The organism is Pseudomonas putida group bacterium ESBL64, assembly GCF_045277175.1.
Classification (GTDB): domain Bacteria; phylum Pseudomonadota; class Gammaproteobacteria; order Pseudomonadales; family Pseudomonadaceae; genus Aquipseudomonas; species Aquipseudomonas alloputida.
Map to the genome: position 1 here is coordinate 5,794,509 of NZ_CP145799.1, position 21,272 is coordinate 5,815,780.

Sequence of the window (21,272 nt, forward strand, 5' to 3'; positions counted from 1 at the left end):
TGTGCCAGTCGATGAGAAGATTGCCCGGGACCAGACATGGCAATCATTCAAACCATTGATAGGGTTTTGCATTTGTGCCTTGGGTTTAGTAGCGGGGGCTACAACAATTAAATACCCTGGATGGCTGTCGTCGCAGCTGGATAATCCCTCGGGGCCAGTGTTGATTTTAATTGGTGTTTTAGGCTATTTCTGGGTTCTATACAGCTTGGCTTTCAGAAGAAATCTGAAACGGCTGAGGGAGTCAGAAGATGTTTATGTCAGCCCGGCCAAGACTATTGCTGACGAGATCGAGGCTTTTAGTAAAGCCGCAGACGCTAGTGCTCGAGGGGATTTGCAAGCTATTCCCCATTTAGATACTCCATTTGAAGACTACGTTAGCAAGGTGGTCTTCGCGCTCGATGCGCGGATCAACCTTTCTGAAAATAAAGCTAAAGAGCTTTTGAGTAGTGGTAAGGCCTACCTTTTTTGGGGGATTGCCTGTTACGCGATAGCGATTGTTCTGTGGCAAGTTGCTGAACATTTGTGGGGCTACAGTCATTTCCTTCTCCTGGGCATGATCTCAACCTCCGTTACTTTTGTCGTTGTCGAATTTCTTGCTGCTTGGTTTCTTAAGCAATATAGAAGTTATGTTGACTCATCGATAGTCTATTTAAGTGTTCGCTCTGCGTTTAATAGATATCTTTTGATGTATTATACTGTTAATCAATTTAGTGGTAATCCTGAGGCTTTAAAGGTTCTGGTGGATATGCTGAGTGAGGAAATTAAGTGGCCTACTCATAAGGATGTTTCTAGTAATGATTTTAATTATATGATGGAGTCAATGGGTACGGTGGTAAGCTTGGTGGATAAGTTGAAAAATTCTGTCCGTAGTCAGGGGAAGACTGGTGCAGAATAGAGTCGGTATTTAGAGGGTTCTGCGAAATATCTTTAGCCGAAGCTTACTGCTCAAGTTCCTGCATTCCGGAGCTTGGGACACTTTTCCCTGGCTGCTTGCAGTATAGTTCAGTGTGTAATTATGCAAATTTTAGATGGGTGAAAGAATTACTAACGGCTGGGGGAGTTTGTGAGCGTCGATGTGGAAGTTGGAAGTCCGAATTTGAGTTCCTCAGTCATTGCAGTCAATACAGCAAATTGTTCGTTTTCTGATTTCATCCACCAAGGCGAGTTGGTCTTCGAGAGTGCATTGATTGCGGCTATCGTTTTATTTCCGAAATAAAGTTTGACGAGTAAAATTGTACTCACGTAGTCCGCGTTATAATCGGCCAGTCGCTCTGAAGAATCCCTTGGAGGTGGCTGGTCTTTATCTTCAGGTTGAAGATAACGCTTCCACTCATCCTGAATGCCCGGTTGTCTTCCCACGAGACGTGTCATTTTTCGATAATTTCAACGCGCCTGTCTAAGACTTTTGACTCCCATTCAAATGTTGTTTGGTGGGTGGTGGCGGTTGAGGTATACCATGCTGTTAGCATTATCCCTGCCCAAGAGCCAAGCCCGCTAAGTAAGCATACTAGTGCGGGGGTTGCTAAGTTGGCCAAGATGGTATTGCGATTATGCTTGCGAATATAAGGTTTTCGCCTCATGAGATTCCTAGTTCAAGCCTGAATCTGGTAGATTGGTGACGAATTGTAAGCGTCAAGTTGTAGTGTGGGAATTCGTCACGTGTCAATAGTAAGCCGATCCATAAGTTTGGTTGGTGAGGGTTGCGTTAATTATAGGGCGAGGAAGTCATCTAGTTCTGAAGGTGGTCAAATTGTCTTGGCTAGGAATACGCCAGCGACATGCTGCACGCCTGGAACCTGTCGTAAAAGAGTTTTAGCAGCATTAAATGAAGAGCCTCTGGTGATAACGTCGTCAACAATAATAACGGTCGAACGGGCTGGGTATAGTGTCTGGGTTGTATCTACAGCAAGGGTTTGCATGAGTTGGGCCGGTGACAGCCCCCCCCCCCCCCCCCCCCCCCCCCCCCCCTTCATGCTGGCTCGATCGCAGCGCTGTTTGCATCAATATTGGTCTAATATCTAGAGGAGGTTTGCTTCTCGCCATAAATTGCAGCACCTTCAACATGCGATCATCAAAGTCCGGATGGCCGGAGGGTTTTGAGCAAGGTATAGGGATAAACGTTACAGTTGCGTCAGCGGTTACATTGATGGATGTAGCCATTAGTTTGCCCCAATATTCTACCGCCAGCCGTTTGTAATACAGTTCACGGTCAGAGCAAGTAGGCTTTTTTTGAGGTTCTGAATCTGTTGATTGGTAGTGCTCTTGCTGAACCCACCTCCGGAAGTGTATTCGCCGTAGTGATAGCACTCGTCGTCGTCAGAAAGGTAGAGGTAGTTGTCCGGGTCCAACTTAATAAGCTTTGTCATCCGTGAGCATCTCAACAAGGGCGCTTACATTTTTTACTCGTATAGCACCCAGCTTTTCGTACTTTGCCGGCCAAGTTAGCTCTGGTTTTCTAAAGCGGCTGTCAAGAATGAAGAGCTTTCTTTTTTGTGCAAGGGCTGCGCGTGCTTGTACAAGAGTTCCTGAGGTGTTTCCCGCCTCGACAATGATTGTGGCGCTCGTTAGTGCTGACATTGTCACGTTTCGAGCCGGGAAAAATAGCCTATTGGTTTTATAGTTTTGGGCGTCATACCTCAGGAAAGGGACTTGTGATATTAAAAGGTGTTTTTTCGCATATGATCTTGGAGCTCTTTGTTCTCCTTCGGGTAGTAGGAGTTCAAGGGCGTACCTATAACGGCTATTGTATTGCCGCCTGCATTCAGAGCAGCGCGATGTGCGCATGAGTCTATCCCTTTAGCCAGACCGGATACTATTGTATAACCCTGTTTAACCAGTTTGTGGGCGATCAGGCCTGCGTTGAATGCACCTTCATCAGAAGGCGATCTTGTTCCAACTATTGCGAGACAAGGCGTATCCACAAGCTCCCAATTTCCCATGTAATATAGGAGTTCGACAGGGTGGTCCGCATCTCTAAGCTTCTGGGGATACTCACCTGCACCGTGAAGCCGAATGCCTACTTGAGCCAAGAATTCGGCACCAATCGAATTTGATAGCTTCTCAGCGATTTCCTGAGTTAGTCGGTTGTCCACAAGTTCGGAAGGGGCTGCTCCAGGATTTTCACTGAACAGCTTCGCGAGGTTGGCAAACGATGCTCCTTGGTTAAGCCAGAGAGCTTCATATGCAGCGATCTCCTCAGAAGGCACGACGGGCCTAGAGCGGGTACAAAATTGGTACAAGTGAAACCGTTGTTCTCTGTATCCACCGCCAGTCTTGGGTTTTAATTAGTACCTGCCCAATCCATCATGGGTGCAACGCTGAAGCGGCGTGACGGCTCAGGGCGCGTGGTCTGGGGCGTTGAAGCGGTTTCTAGGGACATTTTGGTCTACGCATTTATGTACCATTTCCGATGGGCGTGTTGCGTTTGACGGTGGTGAGATGTATCACCGCCATTCACGCTCGTACCACCGGAGATCATGGCAACGATCAGAGCAAGGAAAAAGGCTGATTCGACGGTTAGCTATACCGTCCAGATCCGCCTCAAGAAAAAGGGTGTCCTAGTCTACCAAAGGTCCCAGACATTCCCCCGCCAGCAGGCTGCTCAAGCCAGGGCGAAAGATGGTTGGCGTGGAGGATCTGCATTTTCACGACATGCGCCACGCAGGCGTGAGCTGTTTGTTCGATAAGGAGTGAGATATCCCGCGTGCATCCAGTGTTTCCGGTCATCGTGACGGGCCACTCGCTGCGGCGTTACACCCCTCTGAGGAGCGTGAAGCGGACCTAGCATAGAAGCTACACTGCACGCCCCGATCACCCACGACAGCCTGCTCCAATCCATCGCAGGTTCATGAAAAGGAAGTCAAGCAAATGGATGTACCTTGCACCTCTCTGGACGAAGTCCGTCAACGGATCGATGAAATCGACCGCAGCCTCGTTTCGCTTCTCGCCAAACGTGGAAGGCTTGTAACGCAAGCAGCGGGCTTCAAGAAAACCACCGATGATGTGCGTGCGCCCGCTCGGGTCGAGCAAGTGATCAAGAAGGTTCGTGAGATGGCTGACGAAACCGGTGCCTCGGCTGAGGTGGTGGAACAGGTCTATCGGGCGATGATTTCGGCCTTTATCGCCGAGGAACTCAACACCCATGCGAAGCTGGCCGATGAGGCTTCAGCATCGTGATGAAACACGGGGCTCATACGCAGCCCCGCCGCTTTCTCCTGCTTGCTATCTCTGGCTCAACGCCGCAATCGAGACGCCAGACGCGACGAAGGTGAGGCCTGCGCCCACGTTCAGCCCATTCACCAGCCGTGGCCGCCGGTACAGGTAGCGAGACAGTCCCGTGGCGAAAATGCCCATCAAGGCAAACCCCAATGCAGTGAGTGCAGCGAACCACACGCCGTAAACCATCATCTGCACACTGACCGACCCGCGTGCGGGGTCGACGAACTGGGGAATGAACGCCAGCACGAACAAACCTGGCTTGGGATTGAGCGCAGCCGAAAGCAGACCGGTCAGAAAAATGCTGGGCAGCGATTTCCTGGAGGCCGGCTGAAAGCTTATCAGGCTACGAGCGCGCAGAACCTTGATCCCTAGCCAGAGCAGATAGCCGGCACCCATGAGCTTGATCACCCAAAATGCGAGCACCGAGGTTTGCATCAGTAGGGTCAACCCTAACGAAGCGGCTGCAACGTGAAATAGAATGCCTGCGCCTGACGCCATGCCGGATACGGCCGCTGCGACTTTACCCTGGCTGAGACCGCGGCCAATGGCCAACACGTTGTCAGGGCCCGGTGCCAGCACCAACAGCACGCAGGCGGCGGTATAGGCGAACCACACGTTCATGGGAAACACGGCTCTCTCCTTAAGCCTGATGAAGCATCCATCCTGACGGCGGGGTACGCCAATAGCAAGGCGGAACCTCAAGGGCTGTTAGCACTGGCGGGCTCGGCCCTGCTTGGTTGGCTGAGGATTCTCCGAACACGTCAGGACGGGGCAGACTACCTGTGCTGACACAGTCGTCCGCTCAAGCGCCAGTTCGGTTATGTGAAGGCTCGCTTTCGTGGCTTGGTCAAGAACACTGCACAACGGACCACGTTGTTTGCGCTGTCGGACCTGTGGATGGGGCGCCGGTAGTTGTTGAACGCTGCGCTATCGGCCGAAAAATGGGCCTGGCGCGGTCGAGATGTTGCTCATTACGCGCTCGGGAAAACGTGATCAGCGTTTCCCTGGCAGTCTGTCGGAATGCGAGAACTTTGGTGTCTGTGTCAGGTCCAATCTGCACTTTAGCTACCCACTCGCGCCTCCGGAGCCGAACAAAAATGAGAAAACCTTTGGTTGCTGTCTTTGCTTGTGCATTGGCACTCGGGATGACGGCATTCTTGCCCGCCGATATCTCCCCGATCAGTTCCGCCTATGCCAAGGGTGGTGGTGGTGGTGGTGGTGGCGGCGGCGGCGGTGGTCATGGCGGTGGCGGCGGACATGGCGGTGGAAACGGCGCCGGACATGGCGGTGGCATGGGAGGGCATAGTGGAAGCGGGAAGGGCCTTGGAAGTGATCACGCTGGAAAGGCGACACGCGATCATGGGGTAAGCGGCAATCATTACGGAAGCTCGCGCAACAGCGACAACGGTCATGGCACCACCACCTCGGGTGTCGCTCACTCCAAGGACACTCGCGGTTTAGCCAAGTCCACGGCCATCTCTCGAACGACGCCAGGCGATCATAATTCGAAAGGCCTCAGCAACGCTGTCGGGTCTTCTTCAAAAAATGATCGATGATTTGACCGCATCCATGCCGTACCGGCTTTAGCGTGCACGAAAGCCGAGCGTAGGCCGGGCTAAATGAATGGGTCACCCCCACACCCTGCGAGGGCTAAGCTTTCGCAGGGTGTTTTGTTTTGGAGGCCATCATCACGAGCGAGTCAGCACGGGTCGGGATCGATCTCGGTAAACACAGTTGCCACCGGCATGCCCAAGACACGTTGGGCCAAGCGGTGTTTCGCAAGCGGGTAGACGGCACGATCAGCCACACAGCCCAGATTCGCATCCCAAGTACAGGGGGCGCTTAGCTGGCGTAGCAAGTCTCTGATTGGTCAGGCCTGCATTTTGCTGCTGCGCTCTGTGTCGTAGCGGCCATGCTTCAGGTCGTATCTGGATGCGGCCTGAATCTTACCGGTCAGTATAGTCAGCTCCGTCCCTTTGCCGGAGTGCCTTGAATTGGACAATACCCGTGAGCGTTTGATTGATGCCGCGCTGAAGCTGTTTCTGTTGCAAGGTGTATACGTGACGGGGGTAACGGCCATTGCCGCGATGGCGGGAGTTACCAAAATGACGCTCTACAGCCATTTCCCCTCCAAGGATGCGCTGATAGTGGCGTGCCTTGAGGAGCGTGACCGACGCTGGCGTGAAGAGGTAGCGTGCACCTTGGCCAGGCATCCTGAGCCGGTCAGTGGCATGCTCGCTTTTTTCGATCTGTATGAACGCTTTCTTTTAAAAGATAGCGAGCGCGGGTGCCTGTTCGTCAACAGTGCGGCTGAATTCCCCCAGTTTAGCCACCCCGTGCATTTGGCAGTGAGCCGGCATAAGCAAGGGATACGCGAAAACCTTGCTGCCTTGGCCATGAGCGCCGGTATAAACGACCCCGACGCAGTTGCCCAAGGGCTGTTTATCTTGCTGGAGGGCAGTTTTGTCAGCGGCGCGATGGGCCAGGACATGCGGGTATTCGACACTGCCCGACAAATAGCTCATTGCTGGATCCAGAGGCAGGAGCAGGGCGTATGACCCTGGGCTTGTTAGCGGCCATTGCCGCCACCTTTTCCTGGTCACTGCTCTACATCTTTCCGGGGCTGGTCGGTGACTACAGCCTTTTTGACCTGGCGGTGGTGAGCTATGCCTTTGCCGGGTTAGGTAGCCTGCTGGTGCTGTTCGTTTACCGTAGCGCAGTGCGGCAATTGCGACTGATTGACTGGGCCTGTGCCGCACTGCTGGGCTTCTTGGGATACATTGGCTACTTCTTCCTGATCACCACTGCGGTCTTGGCAGCCGGGCCGGTGATCCCTCCGGTGATGATGGGGTCAGTACCGATCGTGCTTGCGATTGCCGGCAACATGCGCAGTGCCAGCGTGCCCTGGCGCGCCATTGCCGGGCCACTGCTGGTGGCGGGTCTGGGCATCAGCCTGGTCAATCTGAGCGTCTTTGATGCAAGCCGTGCGGCGGTAGTGCTCCCGACCGGGTCGTTACTGCTTGGGTTGCTTGCATCGTTGTTGGCAATCGCATTCTGGACCGGTTTTGGTCTGTTGAATGAAAGTGCTTTGGCTCGACGCCCAAGCATGTCTCCCATGTTGTGGTCAGCCATGTTGATCTTCATGTGCAGCGTCGAAATGCTGGCGTTCATCCCGGTTGGGCTGTACTTGAAACTGTCTCATTTCGCTAGCCATCCGAGCGGAGTGGCAGGTACTCAGGCGCTGATCGTCTGTGGGCTGATTCAGGGGTTAGGGGCCACCCTTGCAGGTGCCTGGGCATGGTCAATCGCAACGCGGCGTCTACCGCTGGCGCTGAGCGGGCAATTGATCGCCAGCGGATCCATTTATGCAACTACGATGGGCCTGCTCATCAACCAACGCTGGCCGTCTCCTATGGAAGCGCTTGGAACAGGCTTGTTGTTCGTAGGGGTGGTGTGGGCTATTCACGCCTTTTACCGCAAGCAAACACGCCTCCAGACACATGGCGGGATAACCGACCTTAGCCGACACTGATGGGACTGGTTTGCGATCATCCCTTGATTGATTCGTCGCCTGGATCGGAAAGGGGCGATCAACAGTGCTGAGTTGTTACTTTGAGAAAAGCATGAACTTTGCTGCCCAGTCTTTATATTCGTTTTGCAAGCAATAGCCAGCAACGAGCGTTGAGGCCGATTTGTCAGCGTTAACCTGGCGACGGCGCTGTATGCGCAGGCTTTCATAGGTGGCCTGAACCGAGGCAAAGTATGCTTGATGGCCATCCACCACGATGCGCACGCCGAGTTCTGCCAGGCCAGGTGCATCCCGAAGCTCGCTGTTGCCATAGGTGATTAGCATCACTGGAAGGGTCAATCCATCGGCGATGGCGGCGAGTTCATGAACATCCTTCACACCAACGAGGCACACCGCATCGGCACCCGATCGCTCGAATTCCCTGGTTCTACGGATAACGTCCTGTAGCGGCTGCACACCAGCGTGGGTTCTGGCGATGATGGCGAGTGAGCTATCAATCCTTGCTTCTTGCGCCGCGCGCAGTTTACCGGTGGCTTCTTCGGTGCTGATCAGCTCCAGGGCACCGCTGCCAAAACGGGCAGGCAGGAGGGTATCTTCGATGGTGAGTGCTGCAACCCCAGCCCGTTCTAGCTCGACAACAGTCCTCATGGCGTTAAGGGCGTTGCCATATCCATGATCAGCGTCAGCAATTATCGGAAGGCTAGCCACGCGGCCAATTCGGGTGGCCTGTTCGGCGAATTCACTAAGGGTGATTAAAGCGATGTCAGGAGCACCCAACACTTGCAGGGAGGCAACAGAGCCGCCCAGTATGCCAACTTCGAAGCCGAGATCCGAAGCGATGCGTGCGGATAAAGGGTCAAAAACCGAAGCGGTACTCAGGCAAGCGTGACCGTTGAGAAGAACACGGAAGTCATTTCGCAATTGATGATGACTGCGGTTGTGCATGGCTGTCTCTGGGCGTATTTGGGATGTATGACGCGTCGCGTTCCACTACTTTGGACGTTCAGCGAGTACGTTGAGAGGGCAGGGGATGGCGGTGTTGGGCGGTGGAGTTGATCACCTTCACCGCCCATTCGCTTATTTGATGAACCGTACTTGGCTATTGATCTTCTCGATCACCGCGCCTTTGCGTTCATTGAACCGGGCTTTGTTCTGCTCGAACAGGTTATTGCCCTTGGTGTCGATAGAAATGATCAGCGGGCCGAACTCTCGTACACGGTTGACCCATAGCGTTTCCGGCATGCCCAAGTCCTGCCATTCGGCGCGTTCGATCTCTTCCACCTGGGTCGCTGCCAAGACTGCACAGCCGCCTGGAAACACTGCATGCACCGCCTTGTTTTCAAGGCAGCCCGTGGTGGTCTCCGGGCCCATGCCGCCTTTGCCGACGATCAGCTTTACCCCAGTTTGCTCAATGAACTGTTTCTCGAACTTTTCCATGCGCATGCTAGTCGTCGGGCCGATCGACACCATTTCAAAGCTGCCATCGTCCTTTCTCTTGACGATGGGGCCTGCGTGAAAGATCGCGCCGCCGCGAAGATTTACAGGAAGCTCCCGGCCTAACTCGATAAGCCGGCGATGTGCAACGTCTCGGCAAGTCACCAACTGGCCAGTGAGGTAAACCACGTCGCCAACGTTCAGGCTTGCCAAATCTTCGTCACTTATTGGAGTGGTCAGGATCTTTTTCACAGTACTACGCCTTCATGGGAGAGGATGTCATAAGTGAGGTCGGCATTGATGCGGATCTTGCCGCGGCGGTGCGCCCAGCAACCTGTCGATACCGCGACGCCGATGGTTGAGGGGTGTCGGGCCGACGATTCGATGTTCACGCCCATCACGCTGCTGTTGCCCGTCAAACCCTGGGGGCCAATGCCGATTTCGTTCAGGCCTTCCTCCAGCAGCTTCTCCATCATCGCTGCACTTTCGTTGGGATGGCTGGAATCCACTTCGCGCAGGATGGCCTTTTTCGAAAGGCGTGCCGCGGTCTCGACCGAGGTCGATACACCCACGCCTACCAGCAAAGGCGGGCAAGCGTTGACACCGCGGGAGGTAATGACATCGAAGACGAACTCTGTGACCCCTTCGTAGCCTTGCCCTGGCATCAGCACCTTGGCCGAGCCCGGCAACGTACAGCCACCACCCGCCATGTACACATCGACAATGGCGTAGTCGGCATCGGGGATGATTTCCCAGTCCAGCCACGGGATCTTCGAGCCGGTGTTGGTGCCGGTGTTCTTTTCGATGAAGGTTTCAACTGCGTTGTGGCGTAGCGGGCCCTTGATGGTCGCCTCCTTGGTGGCGTTCTCGAGGATGCCCTCCATTTCGCCCAGCAGCGGGAAGCGTGCACCGGCGGAAATGAAATACTGGATCACACCGGTATCCTGACAGCTGGGGCGGTTCAGCTTGTCAGCGTAATCCTGGTTGTCGGCCATCGAGTCGTAGACGGCGATGGCCAGCGGGTTGGTTTCCGCTGCGCGCAGCTTGGCGGTCTTTTCTTTTACATCCTTGGGCAGGCGCTTGCCGATGTAGGCGGTGAACTTCGCCAAGACGTCGGTCAGCGATTCCACAGCGGCTTCTTTGTCTACGGTTTCCATGTTTACTTCCTCAGTGCATCACAAGGTTTTTTGGGTCAGAGTCAATGGCAGGCTTGGCAGCCGAAGGCAGTGATTCGCTTTTTTCTGGCTCGCCCACCACTTGGCCATCCAAGACCTGATTCATCCTGGTGCTATCGAGGGCGCCGACCCATTTGGCGATGGCCATGGTGCCCACGGCGTTGCCGATGGTGTTGGTAATGGCGCGAGCCTCAGACATGAAGCGGTCTACGCCAAGAAGCAGAACCATGCCGGCTACAGGGATGTTGTCCATGGTGGCCAGGGTTGCGGCCAGGGTGATGAAGCCCGAACCCGTGACGCCTGCAGAGCCTTTGGATGTGAGCAGGAGCACGCCCAGGACGATCAGCTGGTCCATGAGGGTCAGTGGGGTATTGGTTGCCTGCGCGATGAATATCGCCGCCATTGTGTAGTAGATGCATTGGCCGTCAGGGTTGAAAGTCAGCCCCGAAGGAATGACCAGGCCTACTACCGGTTTCGAGACGCCGACCTTCTCCAGTTTGTTCATCATTTGTGGCACAACAGACTCCGATGAGCTGGTGCCCAATACGGTGAACAGCTCCTCCCGCAGGTACTTGAGGAACTTCCACAAGCTGAACCCAGACATCCGAGCGATTGAGCCGAGAACGATCACCACGAACAGGAAGCAGGTCACGTACATAGTTGCCATCAGCTTGCCCAGCGAAACGATGGAGCCCAGGCCATATTTGCCGACGGTGAAAGCCATGGCGCCACAGGCTGCCAGCGGAGCAATGCGCATCACCATGCCGACGATGTAGAACATGCCGTGAGAAAACGACTCGAGCACATCGACTACGGGCTTGCCGCGTTCTCCTAGATTGGCCAGCGCAATGCCGAGTAAGGTCGAGAACAGCAGAATCTGCAGGATTTCGTTCTTGGCAAAGGCATCCACTACGCTGCCGGGGATTACATGCAACAAGAAGTCGGTGAAGCCGCCCGATCCGCTAACGGCAGCAGCGGTGTAGGTAGAGATGGCATTGCTATCCAGGGTGGCAGGGTCGATGTTCATGCCTTGGCCAGGTTGCACCAGGTTCACAACGATCAGGCCCAGCAACAATGCGAAAGAGGAGAGAACCTCGAAGTAGATCAGGGCCCGGGCACCGACACGGCCGAGCTCCTTCATGTTTTCCATTTTGGCGATGCCGAGAACCACGGTTGCAAAGATGATCGGTGCAAAAACCATCTTGATCAGTTTGATGAAGGCATCACCCAGTGGCTTCATGTCTGCGCCGACCTCCGGCCAGAGCACGCCTAGCAGTACCCCAATTGAGACGCCAATCAGTACCTGCACATACAGCTTACTTATCCATCGTTTGGCCATTGCCGTCTCCGAATTATTGTTGTGAGTCGGATTTATGTGGCGACTGGGCTAAGCGGCAGACAGGCAAGACCGGCAAAGCTAAATAGCCCAGCGTTTTTGTGGTTAATCAGGCAGGCCTAAGGTAATGGTTTTTTCTGAGTGGTGTAATAGACTCAGATTTAAGACATTATTTCCTTGAGGTTAATTATGAATCCTGTGTCGGAACTTGCTTTTTTCAGCCAGTTGGTGGCGGCTGGCAGCCTGGCAGCGACAGCCCGTGAGCTGAACCTCACTCCCCCCGCTGTAACCAAGCGGCTTGCGCAATTGGAGAAGCGTCTCGGCGTTCGTTTGTTGAACCGAACGACGCGCAGCATCAGCCTCACGGCCGAAGGTGAGACGTACCTGATCAATGCAAAACGCATTCTCGGCGAGATCGAGGAGATGGAGCGGCAGGTATCCAGCAGCAGGGCCGAGCCAAAGGGTTTGTTGCGCGTGAATGCACCGCTGGGCTTCGGCCGCACCCATGTAGGGCCAGCCATCTCACTCTTCGCCAAGCGCTATCCAGAGGTTGAAGTTCAGCTTCACCTGACGGACCGGCCTATCCATCTCCCTGATGACGCAATTGACGTGGCGATCCGTTTTGGTGAACTGCCTGATTCAAGGCTCATTGCCAGGAAAATAGCGGTTAATCGCCGACGTTTGTGTGCAAGCCCTGAGTACTTACGTACCCACGGAACTCCTGAGACGGCAAAAGACCTGGTCCGGCACAACTGTATCGTGTTGCGTCAAAATGAATCCGCATTCGGGATATGGCGTATGTCTAAAGGCAAACAGTTCGACGCCATCAAGGTCCACGGGAGCTTGAGTACTAACGATGGAGAGGTAGCGTTGACTTGGGCGCTGGACGGGCATGGGATATTGATGCGAGCGGAATGGAACCTGGCCGGTTATCTACGTACAGGTCAGCTTGTGGAAGTCTTGAACGATTATGAGACCGAGCCGGCAGACATTTACGCTGTCTATTTAGAACGCCTGAATTTATCTGCGAAAGTCGCTTATTTTGTTGATCATTTACGAGAGTTTTTCAAAAGCAAAGCTGAGAACCCTACTGGCGGTCTTGATGCGTGGAAATGACGCTGGCGAAGCCGCATCGGCTTGGTTGAGTTACGCCTGATGATGCGCATGAGGTCTTCTTGGCGATCCTCCCGCGTTAAAAAATGAAGCCAGGGGCGAGCATGAACGGCAGAAGGTTGGGCCGTTCCACGCGAAGAGGCGGTTTGGATTGCCATCGGCGCCGCCGGCACAACCCTTGTCGACACACAGTGTTTGGGTGATGGCGCATTATTTAACTTTGCGCCGGTAGCCCATGAATGCTTGCGCGCGCCCCTCACGACTTGCTTAGGTGTCAGCGACACCTTTCAACGTGCACCAGTTTGCGTCCTTAATCGAGACCTATACTGAACAGCAACGTTCCATTCCCTGCCCGCCATTCCCTATAAGGATCTGAACCATGACAGCATCCAAACTCGTCGCCCTGGCTTTGGCGGGTGTTCTTTTTCCTGCTCTAACCCTTGCCCAGCAGGCCTCCAGCGCCGCCGAGCCGACTCAACAGTCGATGAACATTGAGCAATTTGATCAGGAGATGGCGAAGGCTCAAGAAAATCTGAAAAAAATGCAGGATCAAATGAGCCTGATCCACAAAACTACCGATCCAGTCCAGCGCCAGAAACTCATGCAAGATCACCAGGCCATGATGCAGCAAGGAATGCTCATGATGAAGGGAATGATGGGGTGCTGCGGCGGCATGATGGGCGGTCGCATGATGGGGAGCGGCCACATGATGGGCTGGGGGCAGATGAGCAGCCATTACGCCGGAATGACGCCTGAGCAGATGAAGCAGCACCAATACATGATGGACAGATACATGGGAATGCAACAGATGATGATGGATCAGATGATGCAGCATCAGCAGCAGATGGGCACGCCGTCTCGCTAACCTAATACCCGCCACCGGCCAGCAAGGGTGACGCTGACCGATAGCTTCGAAGGAGGTGGGGGTCGCCGTTGCGTATGCTGCGGCCAACGGGCAATCAAACGCTACGTGTCACGCCGCCATCGACCTTGATGTTCTGCCCGGTGATGTAGGCAGCGCCTTCGCTGGCGAGAAACGCGATGGTGGCGGCGATTTCCTCGCGGGTGCCATAGCGTTTGAGCGGCACGCTGTCGCGGCGCTGTTCGGTGGCCGGCAGGCTGTCGATCCAGCCGGGGAGGACGTTGTTGATCCTCACGTTGTCCCCGGCGAATTGGTCGGCGAAGATTTTGGTGAATGCGGCCAAGCCCGAACGGAACACTGCAGACGTCGGGAACAGCTCACTCGGCTCGAACGCCCAGGCGGTGGAAATGTTGATGATCACGCCCCCTTTCTGGCGCTGCATGTAGGGCGTCACCAGGCGAGTCGGGCGAATGACATTGAGCAGATAGGTGTCCATGCCCTTGTGCCAGTCTTCGTCGCTGATTTCCAGGATTGGCGCGCGCGGACCATGGCCGGCGCTATTGACCAGCACGTCGATGCGCCCCCACTTTTCCACCACGGCATCGACCAGGCGTTTCAGGTCCTCAACCGACTGGTTGCTACCTGTTATACCCACACCGCCAAGCTCGGCAGCCAGCGCTTCGCCCTTGCCCGAGGAGGACAGGATGCCGACCTTGAACCCGTCAGCGGCCAGGCGCCGTGCCGCTGCCGCGCCCATACCACTGCCACCTGCTGTAATGATCGCAACTTTTTCTACTGACATGCTGCCTCCGGAACGTTAATGGCTGAATGCTTAGGTGCACTAAAATTAGCAGCAGTCGTGGCCGCGAGGGAGACAGCTAAACTTCACCAAGGCAGTAGATTAACTATTGCCTGCTTGTTGCTTGAGCCAGCGCTGGACAATGCCTAGCGACTCCGGCTGCTGCAACTTTCGTGGCCATACCAGATAGAACGACTTATCGAGCCTGAGTTGCTGAGCGAAGACCTGGGTCAGCCTGCCCGCGACGAGGTCATCACTGACGAACGCCAGGCTTGCCAACGCAATACCCTGACCACTGATGGCGGCATCGATGGCCAATGAAGTCTGGTTGAACCGCAGGTTTTTGGCAGTCGCTTGCCCGTGTTGCGGGAACAGTTGTGCAAGGAACCGAGGCCAGAAATCATGGGCATCGTGAAGCAGGGTGAACGCTTGAAGCTGCTCGAAGCTGGTGGGGACTTTGCTGGCTTCGAACAACCTTGGGCTGGCCACGGCGACGATATGCTGTTCCATCAACAGTTCGCTGTTCAAACCCGCGCCGATGTCGGGCTTGCCATAGCGGACTGCGAGATCCACGCCGTCGGTATTGAAGTGGGACAGCCGATCTGTGGCCAGTACACGTAAATCGATGTCCGGATGGCTGTGCGCAAAGCGGCCCAGCCGGGGAATGAGCCATTTGGAGGCAAAGGTCGGTGTCACGCTGACCGTCAGGTGAGACGCCTGTGGCCGCAGCAGGCGGGTTGCCTCATCGATCATCGCCAAGGCGTTGCGAATGCTGCCGCTGTAGCCCAGCCCCGCATCGGTCAGTGCCAGGCCCCGGGGCAGGCGCTCGAACAAACGAAGGTTCAGGCTCGCTTCCAGCCCGCGTATCTGTTGTGCCACTGCCGCCTGGGTCACCCCCAGCTCGTCGGCGGCCAGGCGAAAGTTCAGGTGGCGGGCAACCACTTCGAACACACGTAGCGCATTGAGTGAGGGCAAATCAGGGAAACCGTTTGGCATGGCGATGGACAGGGTCGGGCTGGAGGATTCACCCACGAGGCTACTCGCCGAGCGCCTGTAAAGAAACCCGCGCCACCGCAGGCAATCCGCCACGCTGCGCAGCAAGCCCTCTGTTGGCGGCTGCACATTTTCATTGTTCAGCTTGACGCGTGAAATTTTTCATGTAAATTTTCATGAAAAATAAGTCTAAAAATTTCACGGCAGTCCGAAACGATGAAGAGACACGAAGAGGTTGAAGCCCTCGCGATCCTTATTCACGACCTGCGCAAATTCAAGAACCTGACCTTGGGTGAACTGGCCGAGCGCATCAACCGCTCGGTGGGTTTCCTCTCCCAGGTCGAACGCGGCGTTTCGCGCCCGACCGTGGCAGACCTCACCGCTATCAGCGAAGCGCTCGGCGTATCAACCGCGTACTTCTACAACCTGAGCAAGCCCCGCAGCATTGGCTGGGTCACGCGCCCTAACGAGCGGCGCACGCTGTACCTGGAGTCGGGCATCACCGACGTGCTGGCTTCGCCGACCATCGCAGGCGCCTTCTCCATGCTCGACAGCCTTCTCGAGCCGGGCGCCACCAGTGGGGAGGCGTACTTGAGCGACCGTTCCGAGCAGGGCTGTTTCGTGCTCGAGGGCGAACTCACGGTGTGGCTGGACCAGGGCGATGCCGTGACCCTGCAAGCCAACGACTGCTTCCAGCTGCAACCCCATGCGCCGTTCCGTTACGCCAACCTGACGGACAGAACTACCCGTGTGCTCTGGGTCTTCAATTGAATTCGTTCACCTCACAAGGATAAGAAGATGAGTGTCATCTTTCCGGACCTGCTGGCTGAAGTGCGCTCGTTCCGAGCAGAACACCCGGCAATTCGCTATGTCGACCTGATTGCGCTGGACATCCCCGGGCACTTCTACGGCAAGCGCTACCCCATGGACATGCTGGAAAAAGTCGCAGCCGGTGCGCCACTGAAGCTGCCGCAGAACTGCGTGCTGCTGGGTACCCAGGGCGGCCTTTACCCGATTGGTGACTATTGCTTCGCCGACGGCGACCCGGATGCCGCCCGGCGCCTGGTGCCGGGTACGCTGAAACCGGTGCGTTGGGAGAAGGAAGTGATCGCCCAGATGCTGATCACATCCGACGGCACCGCAAAGCCGATCGAGTTCGAGCCCCGTGAAGTGCTGGCGCGTGTGCTTCAGCGTCTGGCCAAGCGTGGCATCCGCCCGGTGGTGGCGTTCGAACTGGAGTTCTACCTGTTCGACCGCAAGCTTGATAACGGCCTGCCACAGTACCCACGTGACACGGCAACCGAGGATGAAGACGATCAGCCGAACATGCACATCGAGCGGTTGTCGCGCTTCTCGTCGGTCCTGCACGAGATGGTCGATGGCGCCAACGAGCAGGGCGTGCCGGCGAACGTCATCACCGCAGAGCTGGGCCCAGGCCAGTTCGAGATCAACTTCTCGCACAGCGACGATGCCCTCAGTGCGGCGGACTGGTCGGCACTGTTCTGCCGCAGTACCCGCGGTATCGCGATGAAGCACGGCTACCGTGCCAGCTTCATGAGCAAGCCCTACCTGGACGCGCCAGGCAGCGGCATGCATGTGCACGTCAGCCTGTACGACGAAGCCGGCAATAACATCCTGGCGGGAAGCGAACAGCGCAAGCTGCGCCATGCGGTGGCAGGCTGCCTGGAGCTGCTGCCGCACTGCATGCCGATCTTTGCCCCCAACCACAATGCCTACCGACGTTATGGCGCCATGGTCAACGCGGCGAGCAAGGCCAGCTGGGGTTTCGAAGACCGTGACGCGTGCATCCGCATCCCCGAGTCCGACCCGCGCAACCTGCGCATCGAGCACCGCCTCGCTGGCGCCGACGCCAACCCGTATCTGGTACTGGCGGCCATTTTGACCGGGATGGAGCATGGTCTGGATCGCGGCGTGGAGCCCATCGCCCCGCTGAACGACAACCGCCAGAGCGGCATCGACTTCCCCAAGGATGCCCTCAGCGCCTTGGCCGCCATGCGTCACCACCCGGTGGTCAACGAAGGCCTGGGCAGCGAGTTCGTGATGGTCTATTGCGAAAACAAATACCAGGAGCAACTGGACTTCATGCACCACATCGATGCCCGCGAATACCGCTGGTTCCTGTAGGTGCCGAGGTTGGAACAGCGACGCTGCACCCTCCCTTTCTACCGTTTCAATACAACGCGCAATATGGATTTGCCGGAGGAAGATATGCCACGTGTGCCCGTGATCGGCATTACCGCATGCACCAGCATGATTGAGCTGCATGCAACCCAGACCATCAGCGAGAAGTACGCGCGCGCGGCAGCCAAGGCGGCGTGTGGGCTGCCCATCGTCATTCCCAGCCTCGGTGAGTTGATGAACAGCGCCGATATTCTTGACGTGGTGGATGGGCTGATCTTCACCGGTTCGCCGTCCAACATCGAGCCGTACCACTACAACGGCCCGGCCAGTGCTGCGGGCACCCATCACGACCCTCTGCGCGATGCCACCACGTTGCCGCTGATGCGCGCCGCCATCGCCGCCGGTGTACCGGTACTCGGCATTTGCCGTGGCTTCCAGGAAATGAACGTGGCGCTGGGTGGCACCCTGCACCAGAAGGTTCACGAGACCGGCATGTTCATGGACCACCGCGAAGGCAAGGATGAGCCCCTCGACAAGCAATATGGGCCGCGCCACACCCTGCATGTAGAGCCTGGCGGCATGCTCGACCGTATGGGCTTGCCGGCAATATTCGACGTCAATTCCATCCACGGCCAAGGCATCGACGTACTGGCCCCCGGGCTGAGGGTGGAAGCGCTGGCGCCCGATGGCCTGGTGGAAGCGATTTCGGTCGAGAACAGCAAGGGTTTTGCCCTGGGTGTGCAATGGCACCCCGAGTTCCAGGTCATGGATAACCCCCATTACCTGGCCATCTTCCAGTCCTTTGGCAAGGCCTGCCGGCACCGCTCGGTACTGCGCCAGAGGCTGTTGCTGTCTGCCTGAGCAGCGGCCTTTCCCACCTGTAAAAAATACCCTCGCAGCGCGGCTGCGCAACTTGATGGAGTGAAGTCAATGAGTGAACAGAATTCGCAGACCCTTGCCTGGCAAACCATGAGCCGCGACCATCACCTGGCCCCGTTCAGCGATGTCAGGCAACTGGCCGAGAAAGGCCCGCGCATCATCACCTCGGCCAAGGGCGTGTACCTGTGGGACAGCGAGGGCAACAAGATTCTCGATGGCATGGCCGGCCTGTGGTGCGTGGCGGTCGGCTATGGTCGCGATGAGCTGGCCGATGTCGCCAGCCAGCAGATGAAGCAGTTGCCTTACTACAACCTGTTCTTCCAGACCGCGCACCCGCCCGCGCTGGAGCTGGCCAAGGCGATCGCCGAGGTGGCCCCGCAAGGCATGAACCACGTGTTCTTCACCGGTTCCGGCTCCGAAGGCAACGACACCGTGCTGCGCATGGTCCGCCATTACTGGGCTCTGAAGGGCCAGAAGAACAAGAAGGTCATCATTGGCCGCATCAACGGCTACCACGGCTCTACCGTGGCGGGCGCGGCCTTGGGCGGCATGAGTGGCATGCACCAGCAGGGCGGGGTGATCCCGGATGTCGTGCACATCCCGCAGCCGTACTGGTTTGGCGAAGGCGGCGACATGACCGAGGCCGACTTCGGTGTGTGGGCGGCCGAGCAACTGGAGAAGAAGATCCTCGAAGTTGGCGTGGACAACGTTGCCGCCTTCATCGCCGAGCCGATCCAGGGCGCCGGTGGCGTGATCATTCCGCCGCAGACCTATTGGCCGAAGATCAAGGACATCCTGGCCAGGTACGACATCCTCTTCGTCGCCGACGAAGTGATCTGCGGGTTCGGCCGTACCGGTGAGTGGTTCGGCACCGATTATTACGACCTCAAGCCTGACCTGATGACCATCGCCAAGGGCCTGACCTCCGGTTACATCCCCATGGGCGGGGTGATCGTGCGTGACGAGGTGGCCAAGGTGATCAGCGAAGGCGGCGACTTCAACCACGGCTTCACCTATTCCGGCCACCCGGTGGCGGCAGCGGTGGGCCTGGAGAACCTGCGGATCCTGCGTGACGAGCAGATCATCCAGCAGGTGCACGATACAACCGCGCCTTATCTGCAACAACGCCTGCGCGAACTGGCCGACCACCCGCTGGTAGGCGAAGTGCGCGGCCTGGGCATGCTCGGTGCGATCGAGTTGGTGAAAGACAAGGCCACCCGGGCCCGTTATGAAGGCAAAGGTGTCGGCATGATCTGTCGCCAGCACTGCTTCGACAACGGCCTGATCATGCGCGCTGTAGGCGACACCATGATCATCGCGCCACCGCTGGTGATCAGTATCGAAGAGATCGACGAACTGGTGGAAAAAGCCCGCAAGTGCCTGGACCTGACCTATGAGGCTGTTCGGTAAGGACGGAGGGCCTGGTTAGCTGTTCTCAGCACCTGTGAGATCGAGCGCCGCCTGCGCGGTGCTCGATCGGTGCCGCAATCGTACATTTCACGTCAGGCACCTTCCGCAAAGCATTTTGCTTTGTGAAATGAATCCTGTACTTTTCTGGGCATCCATTTCCCGTCTGAAAGTCGCGATTCAACCATGAAAGTGCACGAAGAAATCGAAGGCCTGGCAGTACTGATTCGCGACCTGCGCAAGTTCAAGGGCCTGACACTGGGCGAGCTGGCACAGCGCATCGGCCGTTCGGTGGGCTTTCTGTCCCAGGTCGAACGCGGCGTGTCACGCCCGACTGTGGCCGATCTCACAGCCATCAGCGAAGAGCTCGGTGTATCCACAGCCTACTTCTACAAGCTGGACAAACCCCGCGAACTCGACTGGGTGACCCGCCCGCACGAGCGTCGCACGCTGCACCTGGCGGGTGGCATCACCGATGTGCTGGCATCGCCCTCCATAACGGGTGCGTTTTCCATGCTCGATAGCCATTTGCAGCCGGGGGCCAGCAGTGGCGAGGAGTACCTGGACGACAGCTCGGAGCAGGGTTGCTTCGTGCTCGAAGGCGAACTGACGGTGTGGTTGGGCGATGCTGACCCGGTCACGCTGTACGCCAATGACAGTTTTCAGTTGCAACCCCACGCCCGTTTTCGGTATGCCAACCTGACAGACAAGCCCACACGCGTGCTTTGGGTGTTCAGCTGAGGGCCGTCGCACAGGCATGCGCTTGTGCCTGGGCTGGCCGGGAAAGTTGGCCTGCAAGCAATGTGCTGGCTGCATGGGGTATCCTTGCACCACGCAATCAACTTCGAAGCAGTGAATGAACAATGGGTTTTGAACAACTAGCTGAGCTACGAGACCGCCTGCGGGCGGAAAAAGGGCAGGTAAAGGCCGAGAGCGCGAAACCGCCCAAGCGCAAGTCGCCCCCGCAGGCGAAGCCGCGTGAGATGGACCCGGCGGTGGCAGCGATCTGGCCACTGCAGAAGCATTTTCCCTTGGCTTTCCCGGTCAACCCGGCCCCCAAGGTGCCGCTCAAGGAGGGCATTTTCAAGGATGCCGAGCAACACCTGGAGCTGCTTGGGTTAACCCGTGAACAGCTCAAGCTGGGCATTTCCACGTGGTGCCGGGGCGCTCGATACTGGGCGAGCATGGTGGAGAATGCTCCGCGCCTTGACTTGAACGGTCAGGCCGCGGGTACTGTGACCGCCGCTCAGGCGCTGCATGCCAAGCAGCAGGCTGCGCGGCAACGCAGCCAGGATCGACGCAATCGAGCGAAGTCAAAGGCCCAGGTCCAGGCCCAGGCTCCGGCCCCCGCCGCCGACACCGCAACGGTGAAGTCTACCGACTGA

The 21,272-nt window shown here is 56.8% G+C and carries 21 protein-coding genes and 3 pseudogenes; 15 read left to right on the forward strand and 9 right to left on the reverse strand.

Features of this window, described 5'->3' with window-relative positions; translation table 11 throughout:
• Position 1 precedes the first annotated feature (1 nt).
• Complete coding sequence (locus V6093_RS26220) at positions 2–895, forward strand: hypothetical protein (RefSeq protein WP_265980344.1); 894 nt, start codon at positions 2–4, stop codon at positions 893–895.
• A 149-nt stretch (positions 896–1,044) separates the two neighbouring features.
• On the opposite strand, the gene V6093_RS26225 is transcribed toward V6093_RS26220, so the two are convergent.
• On the reverse strand, positions 1,045–1,359 hold the full coding sequence (locus V6093_RS26225) for a hypothetical protein (RefSeq protein ID WP_406669662.1): 315 nt from the start codon (positions 1,357–1,359) through the stop codon (positions 1,045–1,047).
• A gap of 990 nt (positions 1,360–2,349) precedes the next feature.
• Positions 2,350–3,206: pseudogene (locus V6093_RS26230) on the reverse strand (DNA-processing protein DprA).
• A gap of 424 nt (positions 3,207–3,630) precedes the next feature.
• On the opposite strand from V6093_RS26230, the pseudogene V6093_RS26235 reads away from it, so the two are divergent.
• Positions 3,631–3,784: pseudogene (locus V6093_RS26235) on the forward strand (site-specific integrase); the annotation flags it as partial.
• Positions 3,785–3,867: 83 nt separating this feature from the next.
• Positions 3,868–4,176, forward strand: coding sequence for a chorismate mutase (locus V6093_RS26240; protein ID WP_012053142.1), 309 nt, complete (start codon positions 3,868–3,870; stop codon positions 4,174–4,176).
• Between the two features lie 45 nt (positions 4,177–4,221).
• Here the strand turns inward: V6093_RS26240 and V6093_RS26245 are convergent, their stop codons facing one another.
• Positions 4,222–4,839, reverse strand: a complete 618-nt coding sequence (locus V6093_RS26245; RefSeq protein WP_406669831.1) for a LysE family translocator — start codon at positions 4,837–4,839, stop codon at positions 4,222–4,224.
• A 174-nt stretch (positions 4,840–5,013) separates the two neighbouring features.
• On the opposite strand from V6093_RS26245, the pseudogene V6093_RS26250 reads away from it, so the two are divergent.
• From V6093_RS26250 to V6093_RS26265, 4 genes and pseudogenes are all read left to right on the forward strand, one after another.
• A pseudogene (locus V6093_RS26250) lies at positions 5,014–5,130 on the forward strand (IS5/IS1182 family transposase); the annotation flags it as partial.
• A gap of 185 nt (positions 5,131–5,315) precedes the next feature.
• Positions 5,316–5,774 (forward strand): hypothetical protein, encoded by a 459-nt coding sequence (locus V6093_RS26255; RefSeq protein ID WP_265980210.1) that lies wholly within the window; start codon positions 5,316–5,318, stop codon positions 5,772–5,774.
• Between the two features lie 438 nt (positions 5,775–6,212).
• Entirely contained in the window at positions 6,213–6,776 is a 564-nt protein-coding gene (locus tag V6093_RS26260) for a TetR/AcrR family transcriptional regulator (protein ID WP_003248835.1), read from the forward strand.
• Entirely contained in the window at positions 6,773–7,750 is a 978-nt protein-coding gene (locus tag V6093_RS26265; RefSeq protein ID WP_108079312.1) for a DMT family transporter, read from the forward strand. Before V6093_RS26260 ends, V6093_RS26265 begins: the two co-directional genes overlap by 4 nt.
• Positions 7,751–7,825: 75 nt before the next feature.
• On the opposite strand, the gene V6093_RS26270 is transcribed toward V6093_RS26265, so the two are convergent.
• The 4 genes from V6093_RS26270 to V6093_RS26285 all read right to left on the reverse strand — a co-directional run bounded on the left by V6093_RS26270 (position 7,826) and on the right by V6093_RS26285 (position 11,695).
• Positions 7,826–8,692 (reverse strand): oxaloacetate decarboxylase, encoded by an 867-nt coding sequence (locus V6093_RS26270; RefSeq protein ID WP_108079311.1) that lies wholly within the window; start codon positions 8,690–8,692, stop codon positions 7,826–7,828.
• Positions 8,693–8,824: 132 nt separating this feature from the next.
• Positions 8,825–9,433 carry a L(+)-tartrate dehydratase subunit beta gene (ttdB, locus tag V6093_RS26275; protein WP_004576751.1) on the reverse strand — a complete coding sequence of 203 codons (609 nt, stop codon included), beginning with the start codon at positions 9,431–9,433 and terminating at the stop codon, positions 8,825–8,827.
• Complete coding sequence (gene ttdA, locus V6093_RS26280) at positions 9,430–10,338, reverse strand: L(+)-tartrate dehydratase subunit alpha (protein WP_004576752.1); 909 nt, start codon at positions 10,336–10,338, stop codon at positions 9,430–9,432. Before ttdA ends, ttdB begins: the two co-directional genes overlap by 4 nt.
• 10 nt (positions 10,339–10,348) lie before the next feature.
• Entirely contained in the window at positions 10,349–11,695 is a 1,347-nt protein-coding gene (locus V6093_RS26285; RefSeq protein ID WP_143999825.1) for a dicarboxylate/amino acid:cation symporter, read from the reverse strand.
• 186 nt (positions 11,696–11,881) lie between these two features.
• On the opposite strand from V6093_RS26285, the gene V6093_RS26290 reads away from it, so the two are divergent.
• Both V6093_RS26290 and V6093_RS26295 read left to right on the forward strand, forming a co-directional pair.
• Entirely contained in the window at positions 11,882–12,808 is a 927-nt protein-coding gene (locus V6093_RS26290; protein WP_004576754.1) for a LysR substrate-binding domain-containing protein, read from the forward strand.
• A 376-nt stretch (positions 12,809–13,184) separates the two neighbouring features.
• Complete coding sequence (locus V6093_RS26295; protein ID WP_014859676.1) at positions 13,185–13,670, forward strand: hypothetical protein; 486 nt, start codon at positions 13,185–13,187, stop codon at positions 13,668–13,670.
• 94 nt (positions 13,671–13,764) lie between these two features.
• Here the strand turns inward: V6093_RS26295 and V6093_RS26300 are convergent, their stop codons facing one another.
• Both V6093_RS26300 and V6093_RS26305 read right to left on the reverse strand, forming a co-directional pair.
• On the reverse strand, positions 13,765–14,469 hold the full coding sequence (locus V6093_RS26300; protein WP_014859677.1) for an SDR family oxidoreductase: 705 nt from the start codon (positions 14,467–14,469) through the stop codon (positions 13,765–13,767).
• Positions 14,470–14,568: 99 nt separating this feature from the next.
• Positions 14,569–15,462 (reverse strand): LysR substrate-binding domain-containing protein, encoded by an 894-nt coding sequence (locus tag V6093_RS26305; protein WP_003248845.1) that lies wholly within the window; start codon positions 15,460–15,462, stop codon positions 14,569–14,571.
• Positions 15,463–15,675: 213 nt separating this feature from the next.
• Here V6093_RS26305 and V6093_RS26310 point away from each other — a divergent pair, with 213 nt between their 5' ends.
• The 6 genes from V6093_RS26310 (at position 15,676) to V6093_RS26335 (ending at position 21,272) form a co-directional block, all read left to right on the forward strand.
• Complete coding sequence (locus tag V6093_RS26310; protein ID WP_003248847.1) at positions 15,676–16,230, forward strand: helix-turn-helix domain-containing protein; 555 nt, start codon at positions 15,676–15,678, stop codon at positions 16,228–16,230.
• Positions 16,231–16,257: 27 nt separating this feature from the next.
• Positions 16,258–17,604: a glutamine synthetase family protein gene (locus V6093_RS26315; RefSeq protein ID WP_054889143.1), complete on the forward strand. Its 1,347-nt coding sequence runs from the start codon at positions 16,258–16,260 to the stop codon at positions 17,602–17,604.
• A gap of 84 nt (positions 17,605–17,688) precedes the next feature.
• Positions 17,689–18,462 carry a gamma-glutamyl-gamma-aminobutyrate hydrolase family protein gene (locus V6093_RS26320; RefSeq protein WP_265980201.1) on the forward strand — a complete coding sequence of 258 codons (774 nt, stop codon included), beginning with the start codon at positions 17,689–17,691 and terminating at the stop codon, positions 18,460–18,462.
• 69 nt (positions 18,463–18,531) lie between these two features.
• On the forward strand, positions 18,532–19,890 hold the full coding sequence (locus tag V6093_RS26325) for an aspartate aminotransferase family protein (RefSeq protein WP_014859680.1): 1,359 nt from the start codon (positions 18,532–18,534) through the stop codon (positions 19,888–19,890).
• 183 nt (positions 19,891–20,073) lie between these two features.
• Positions 20,074–20,628 (forward strand): helix-turn-helix domain-containing protein, encoded by a 555-nt coding sequence (locus V6093_RS26330; protein ID WP_003248854.1) that lies wholly within the window; start codon positions 20,074–20,076, stop codon positions 20,626–20,628.
• A 122-nt stretch (positions 20,629–20,750) separates the two neighbouring features.
• A complete protein-coding gene (locus V6093_RS26335) occupies positions 20,751–21,272 on the forward strand; it encodes a ProQ/FinO family protein (protein WP_108079308.1) in 522 nt (173 codons plus the stop codon).